At 45.6% G+C, this 8,005-nt stretch carries 2 protein-coding genes and 1 pseudogene; all 3 read right to left on the reverse strand.

The window, feature by feature from the left end; all coding sequences use genetic code 11:
- Positions 1–429: pseudogene (locus PN466_RS01275) on the reverse strand (hypothetical protein); the annotation flags it as partial.
- Positions 430–464: 35 nt separating this feature from the next.
- Complete coding sequence (locus tag PN466_RS01280) at positions 465–5,879, reverse strand: trifunctional serine/threonine-protein kinase/ATP-binding protein/sensor histidine kinase (protein ID WP_271936297.1); 5,415 nt, start codon at positions 5,877–5,879, stop codon at positions 465–467.
- A 349-nt stretch (positions 5,880–6,228) separates the two neighbouring features.
- Positions 6,229–8,005 (reverse strand): ATP-binding protein (locus tag PN466_RS01285; protein ID WP_271936298.1); only part of this gene is annotated, 1,777 nt, incomplete at its 5' end.

The following is an 8,005-nucleotide window of genomic DNA, read 5'->3' on the forward strand; positions in this document are numbered from 1 at the left end:
ATCTAAATAATTTCCTAGGTCTAAGGACTCCTCTTTTGCTACGGCTTTGTCTAGAGATATTGCCCCTTCCTCGGGCATAACTAAGGCGTAACCACTACCATAGCGCTCCAAGCTTAGGGGAACGACAATACCGGTGGAGTTTAGGTTTTTAGAAATGGCATACTGGTTACGAAATTGCACCAGTTCGCTAAAACTGGGGTAGGAGTTGCGTAACAATTTGATCACGACGTTTAGGGAGTCGGATAGGCGTGTTCCTTGATAGACTAAGGTTCGCTCTCCTTCATAGATTTTTGAGCCAATTTGATAGCCAGGAAGTGTTGGAGTCATGAGGTTGGAGCTTTTCTGATGTTCTCTTATGGTAATGATAAATATTTTATTCGCTTCTAATACCCGATCGCGATCACAGCTCAGTTGCGATCGCCATCTCATCTTTTAGCTATGATATGCAATCTAGAATCAGCGAGCTAGTTGCTGAGAGGAAGGCATATTTCTAACTCAGTATATTTACTCAATTGAGAAGTACAAGTAATCTTACCGCCATGTTTTTGGGTGATGATTGATTTCGCGATCGCCATTCCTAACCCCGTTCCTTTACCCACCGCTTTAGTCGTAAATCCTTGCTCAAAGATACGTTCTCTAACTTCTTCTGTCATCCCCATGCCATTATCAGTAATGCGAATGGTGACCTCCTGGGCTGTTGCTGAGGTGGTAATCTTAATTTGATTAGTAATCTCGTCAAAACTGCGTCCTTGGTTGACCTGATCTAGGGCATCAATAGCATTAGCCATCAAATTCATAAACACTTGGTTGAGTTGCCCAGGAAAACATTTTACTTGCGGTAATGCTCCATACTCTTTAACAATTTCAATCTCTCGACGCTCCTCGTTGGCTTTCAGGCGATGTTTGAGAATCAGCAATGTGCTGTCAATGCCTTGGTGAATGTCAAAAGCGACTTTATATTCCTTATCCGTGCGCGAAAATGTCCGTAAAGATCTGCTGATGTACCTGATGCGATCCGTGCCCGATCGCATGGAAGAAATCAGTTCTAGTAAATCCGAGCGCACAAACTCCAGGTCTATTGCTTCTAGTTCCTCTTCTATTGCCTCGCTTGGCTGTGGATATTCTTGCTGATAAAGGTCTATTAATCCCAACAAGTCTTGCACATAATCTCGTGCTGGGTCTATGTTTCCAGAAATAAATCCTACGGGATTATTAATTTCGTGGGCTATTCCTGCTACTAAGTTACCCAAAGCTGACATTTTCTCGCTTTGCACCAGTTGCAGTTGGGCTTGTTTGAGTTCCTCAAAAGATTGCTGTAATTGTTGCTGGGTCTGCTGAAGCTCTTGCACTGTTCCTTTGAGTTTCTGCGCGTAGTCTTGGGACTGTTGGTACAGACGGGCATTTTCTAGAGAGATAGCGGCTTGGGAACAGAGCATAGAGAGCAGTTCCACGCGATCTCCCGTAAACGCTCCTACGGCTAGATGGTTTTCTAGATAGAGGATACCAATGAGTTTGCCTTGATTGAGGATGGGCGCGCATAGGAAGCTTTTTGGTTGTCCTTCCAGCAGATAGGGGTCGCTGGCAAACTGCGTATCTTTAGGGAAGTCATTAATAATAATTGCTTCTTGGCTGCGTTTGACTGTATTGATAACGCTTGTCGGCAGAGCGCTTGCGTTTGCTGTCTTGGTCGAATATAAGTCGCCACCTTCTTGGGGGTATCGGGCTACAACGTGCCAACTTGCTAGTTGCTTCAGTAGCACAATGGAGCTATCTGCTCCGGCATTTTCCATTGCTGCTTTTATTAAGGTTGAGACCAGTTTATCTAAATGCATTTCGCTCGATAGAGACTGAGCCGCTTTCATCGCCGTTGCCCAATCGAGGGTTGTGCTGCTACTCAAACCCGTCGTTTGCGTCAAAGTGTACGTCGCGGTTTGACCGCTCTGTAACTGCAAGTAGGGTTGTTGCAGAATGGAGGAAAGTAGTTGGGGATATTTTTCTTCGAGTTGGTCGGTTTTGGCCTTGGCTCCCCAGCGGGCGTAGCAATAATAAGCTTCCTGCATATGAAGTTCAGCATATTTTTCTTTGCCCCAGTCCAGATAGAATTTAGCTGCGAGTTCGTTCGCCAGAGCTTCTTCTTGTATGTACCCGTTTTCTTTAGCTCCTGTAATGGCGCGATCGTACATTTTCATGGCTTCTACTTGCTCCCTCATGACTCGATGGCGTTCTGCGATAACGAGATGATATTTATGTAGATGATTCATCGGCCCGAAGTTCGCCCATCGTTGCAATTTCTCTTGATTGGCTGCAACTTGAGATAGTATCTGCGTTTGTTCTGAAGGGGAACTGTTGGTAAAACGTGCCAGTTGGGTGAGAGAATCGTGGAAATGGAAAATTGGCCAGTGTATGGCTCCTGTTGCCCCATCGAGGTATTCGCGGGCGAGGTCTGCGGTGGGTTGTGCGAGGATAGGGTTGTTAAAATAATTGCAAAGAATGAGTTTATTGAGTGCCTGAAAGCAGACGGCGGTGCGATCGCCAGCTTCTTCATGCAAGGGGAGCATTTCATCTTCATTGTAAGCCTCTCCCACCAACCGACAGGGATCGTCTGACTTACCGAGCCAATTGAACACGGCTTGGCGGGAAATTTCCTGATAGTGGAGGGCAACTTCTTGTTTAAGGTTGGCAATCGTTTCGCTATACTTGGTCATTTCCTTCCCTAAATTGGAGAGTTCCCGACCCATGAAATACGCATGGTAGCAATAAATTAGGGCGCTAAACGTTGCCCATTCCAAATCGCCGTTTTCCAATCCACTGGCGTAACCTTCCTGTAAGGGAGGAAGAATCGAGCGAATATGGACTTTCCAGTGACGAATTAAATCGTAAGCAAACACGAAGATTTGGGCTTTGAGGGTATTAGCTTGCAAGCGATCGAGCAATCCTAAAACCAGTTGACTGGCTGCATATCCACTTTCGATATCTTCCACCAGTTCGCATAAAACTATCCCATAAATTGCATAACCGAGGGCGGACTCCGGAGTATTGCCGTAGTTCAGAGATAATTCAACCAATTTAAAGCCCATCAAGGCCATCAGATCGAAAGCTGCCCCGTAGGCTGATCCCGCTACTGAAGCTAAGATACGCATTGCTGCACATTTTTCTGGGTCTGTGGCGATCTCCTCGGCGATGATTTCTGCTTCGGTTTTCTGGGAAAGGGCAGACTTGATGACTTCTAATTCCCGTTCGACATCGGCATGAGTGGGTTGTTCGGGAAACTCAACCCCCAATAATTTGAGGACTTCAAGGGCAATGGCGATCGCTTCGAGGAGCTGTCCTTGGGCTTGGGCAGCCTGAATGTTAGTTTCGTAGATTTTAACGCGATCGAGGAGGGTTTTGGCATATTTCATCACCGTTGCAGCCCATTGTTGCTGCTGGGAAAAATTACCGTTAAGGAAAGCGGCTTCGCCAGCGGAAATATGCAAATCCAGGGTTAAATAATAGTGGGATTCCCAGCTTGTGGGGGGGAGTAGTGAAATCCCTGCGCTGAGATAATTGACGGCTGCATCATAGGCAGTCGAGGCTTTGGCCTTCTTCCCTGCTTTCAAGTTTAACTCGGAGAGGTTTTGGCGCTCTGCCGATTCTGCCATTAAATCCGCTCCTATGTTCAATTGGTTGACTATATCGAACAGTTTTTCTTCTTTTCGGGCCTCGGGGGTATTGTGGCAAAGCAAACGTCCAACTTGAAGATGAGTGATTTGTTTTTGTTCGTTGGGAATCAGGGAATAAGCAGCCTGTTGGACGCGATCGTGCAAGAAGCGATAATCGACAGTTATTGTCTCAGTTGGACTAGAATCTATCTCACCTTGGAAAAACTTATAGGCTTCGCTAATGGGTAAAATCATCCCTTCTTGCAGTGCACTCCAAAGCTCGTTCGCCACTTCTTCTGAGTGAGTTTCACAAATCACAGCCAAGGTTTCGAGATCGAACGGGTTGCCAATACAAGCGGCTAACTTCAACACCTCTTGTGTTGCGGCGGGCAGCTTCTGTAAGCGTCCCGCCACAAACTCTACTACATCATCAGTAAGTGCCGCATCTCGCACCTTCACCAAATCGCATTCCCAATATCCCAAATTGCGATTAAACGTAATCAATTCATCCTCATGTAATCCTTTCAAAAACTGTGTCGTAAAAAAGGGATTTCCTTGCGTTTTTTGATACACTAATTCTGTTAAAGGTTGAGCTTGTTCGACATTACAACTGAAGGTTTCTGCCAAAAGCTGATTGATGTGATGTACACTCAAGGGAGCCAACGTAATTGTTGAAATAGTTGCGTCCTGCTTTTCCAACTCTGCTAGGGTCAATATCAATGGATGAGCTGGAAACACTTCATTATCGCGATAGGCTCCCAACAGCAGCAAATAGCCTCGATTGCGATCGCCCATTAACACCTTTATCAGATTTAAAGATGCCGAATCCGCCCATTGCAGGTCATCCAGAAACATCACTAAAGGATGTTCTTGGGTGGTGAAGACAGCAATGAATTTCTCAAAGAGCAGGTTAAAACGATTTTGTGCTGCACTTCCGGAGAGTTCGGGAACGGGAGGCTGTTTGCCAATAACACTTTCAAGTTCAGGAACAACCTCAATCAGAACTTGACCATTATTTCCCACTGCTTCTAGAATTTGAGCTTTCCACTCTTGCAATTGGGTATCGGATTCTCCAAGTAATTGCCCCATCAAGCTGCGCAAGGCTTGCACGAATGCTGAGAAGGGAATGTTACGGTTGAATTGATCGAATTTTCCTTTGATGAAATAACCCCGTTGCTGAACGATAGGTTTGTGTACTTCGTTGACAATGGCAGTTTTGCCAATACCGGAAAAACCGGCGACTAGAATCATTTCGCTGTTTCCAGTTGCGACGCGGTTGAAAGTTTCTAGTAAGGTTTTTACTTCCTGCTCTCGTCCGTAGAGTTTTTCGGCAATCAGGAAGCGACCTGCAATATCCCTACTGGCTAACTCAAAGGGTTCTATTTTACCGGTTTCTTGCCATTGTTTGAGACAGTCTTCTAGGTCAAATTTTAATCCCAATGCACTCTGATATCGCTCTTCTGCATTTTTGGCCATCAGTTTCATTACTATGTCTGAAACCACCGACGGAATGGAAAGATTTGATGCTGTATTGTCTACTTCTGCTGGAGGTATAGGCTGTTGTGAAATATGGCAATGTACTAATTCCATCGGGTCGTTACTCATAAAAGGTAAGGTTCCCGTCAGCAGTTGGTATAAGGTTACCCCTAAAGAATAGAAGTCGCTGCGGTAGTCGATTCCTCGATTCATCCGACCGGTTTGTTCTGGGGAAATATAGGCTAGGGTTCCTTCTAGGACGTTGAAGTTTTTGATTTCTTGGGCTTCACGAGGTAGCAGGGAGGCTATGCTGAAATCAATTAATTTAACCTGTTGGGTTTCGGGTTGAATCAGGATGTTAGCTGGTTTAATATCTTTGTGCATAACTCGCTGGCAATCGAGTTCTTCTAGAGTATCAGCCAGTTGGATGGCCATATCTAAACAACTTCCTAAATCTAACGCTCCATGTTCGGCTAAGGTTTTATCTAGAGAGATAGCTCCCTCTTCGGGCATAACTAAGGCGTAACCATTACCATAGCGCTCCAAGCTTAAGGGGACGACAATACCGGTGGAGCTCAGGTTTTTAGAAATGGCATACTGGTTGCGAAATTGCACCAGTTCGCTAAAACTGGGGTAGGAGTTGCGTAATAATTTGATCACGACGTTTAGGGAGTCGGATAGTCGTGTTCCTTGATAGACTAGGGTTCGCTCTCCTTCATAGATTTTTGAGCCAATTTGATAGCCAGGAAGTGTTGGAGTCATGAGATTGGAGCTTTTTTGCTATTCTCTTATGGTAATGATAGATATTTTATTCGCTTCAACTTCGGAAGGGCAAACTTAAAGAGAAATGGTCTGAGTGTCGGGAGTTGTCACCTATGGTATCTAATCTAGAAGGGAATCGTTGTTTCCGGAGCAGTAACTCTCGATTCATTGTCTAGTCTATAGCGCTTCGTGCTAGGGAATAGGCAATAGCTTGTATGGCTTATGTTCTAGGGCTTCAAGCTGTACCTCATAGAAGAGAGAAACGCTATATTTTTCAGCTTTTTACCTTCCCTCTTCTGGAATTCCTATTTTATTATTGAGGATTCTGACCATAATATGGGTTCGTTTTTCAACCTTTTGGGAGATGATTTTGAATAAATGTTTCCAAACCTTTAAGTTGGAAACTATTAGCCAATTGCAGTATCTCTGCACCAAAAGCTATGAATGTTTCATCCGATTCCAAGCGTTCCTTAACCACTTCTTTAATCCCTTGAATATCTCCATCTTGCACGAGTTCGAGTAATTGTTCTAAAACCTCTTGACTCGGTGGCACGATCGCTTCCAAATCCCCTTGGCTTTCAGGGTCGCGCTCTTGATAGATCCACTCTAATTGCAGTAATTTCTGTAATGCTTTGAGTAATTCGTCGGCTTGCACGGGTTTGGGTAAAAATACATTGGCTCCCGCATCGATTGCCTCCTGTTGATTGCTCTCAAAAATACTGGCAGAAGAGGCTATAGTCACGATATTCTCAAAGGTTTCTGAGGTACGGATCGCCGACAGCAACTCATAACCGTTCATCTCTGGCATCATTAAATCGGTGATGACGGCATCCGGTGGGCTTTTTTGTATGTTCTCCCAAGCCTTCCGACCATTTTCTGCTTCGGTCACTTCAAAGCCGATGGGTTCGAGCAAACTGACGACTACCGACCGATTTTCCCAGCGATCGTCTACCACCAGAATGTGGCGTTTTTCTCCCTGATAGCTGGAGATCGCCCCTTGCTCGACGGTTTTGGCAATCGCGACCCATTCTCTCGATTCCGGGATTTCCATCTCGAACCAAAAGGTACTCCCCCGACCCAATTCACTTTTAACTTGCAATCGAGACCCCATTAATTCGACAATCTGTTGGCTGATAGAAAGCCCTAAACCCTTTCCTTCTGTCTGTTTCTGGCGATCGCCCACTTGCTCGAAGGGTTGAAAGATGGTTTCGAGTTGTTCGGGTTTCATCCCCGCTCCGGTATCGATGACGGAAAAACGCAGGCGGTGATGTTTGGCAAAAGAGGATTCTAAGACCTCTACAGTCAGGCTGACTAAGCCGCGATCGGTAAATTTGATCGCATTGCCCAAAAGATTAATTAAGACCTGTTGCAGGCGTTTTTCGTCGATGACAACGGCTTCGGGTAAATTTGCCGGGGGATGATAGATAAATTCCAAGTCCTTGCGATCGGCACGGATACGACAAATTTCGACGACCCCTTGTAGGAAGGCGGGGAGATAAGACGCATTGGGATTAAGTTCGAGTTTGCGCGCTTCAATTTTGGCCAAATCCAAAATATCGTTAATCAGGTTCAACAGGTGAGAGCCGCATTGATGGATAATACTCACCCCCTGTTTTTCCCTGTCGCCTAAAGATAGGGAACGATTGAGGACTTGAGTGTAGCCGAGAATACCGTTGAGGGGGGTTCGCAACTCGTGGCTCATGCTGGCAAGAAAGTCACTTTTGGCTTGGTTGGCGCGATCGGCAGCGAGTTTAGCAGTTTGAAGTTGTTGGGTGCGCTCTGCTACCTTGCTCTCCAGCATAATAAACGCATCTTGAAGTTGGCGAGTCATTTGAGTAAAAGCGGCAGCCAACTGGCCGAGTTCGTCTTCTCGTTGAGTATCGAGAGCAACATTAAACTGTCCTGCTGCAACCTGTTGCGTTGCTCCGAGTAGTTCCCGAAGTGGTGTGGCAACTCGTTGGCGCAGGACGAGTAAGAGCAGCAAAACTTCTAAAACCAAGGAAGTCAAGCTAATAAATAAGAGAAACCAAGTTGCCCTGAAGACTTGTTCTCGCAGGAGAGACTCCGGATAAACAGTAATGAGATACCAGTTCGGCCCGTGCAGTCGAGCGATCGCCAAATATTCG

Source organism: Roseofilum reptotaenium CS-1145 (genome assembly GCF_028330985.1).
Taxonomy (GTDB): domain Bacteria; phylum Cyanobacteriota; class Cyanobacteriia; order Cyanobacteriales; family Desertifilaceae; genus Roseofilum; species Roseofilum reptotaenium.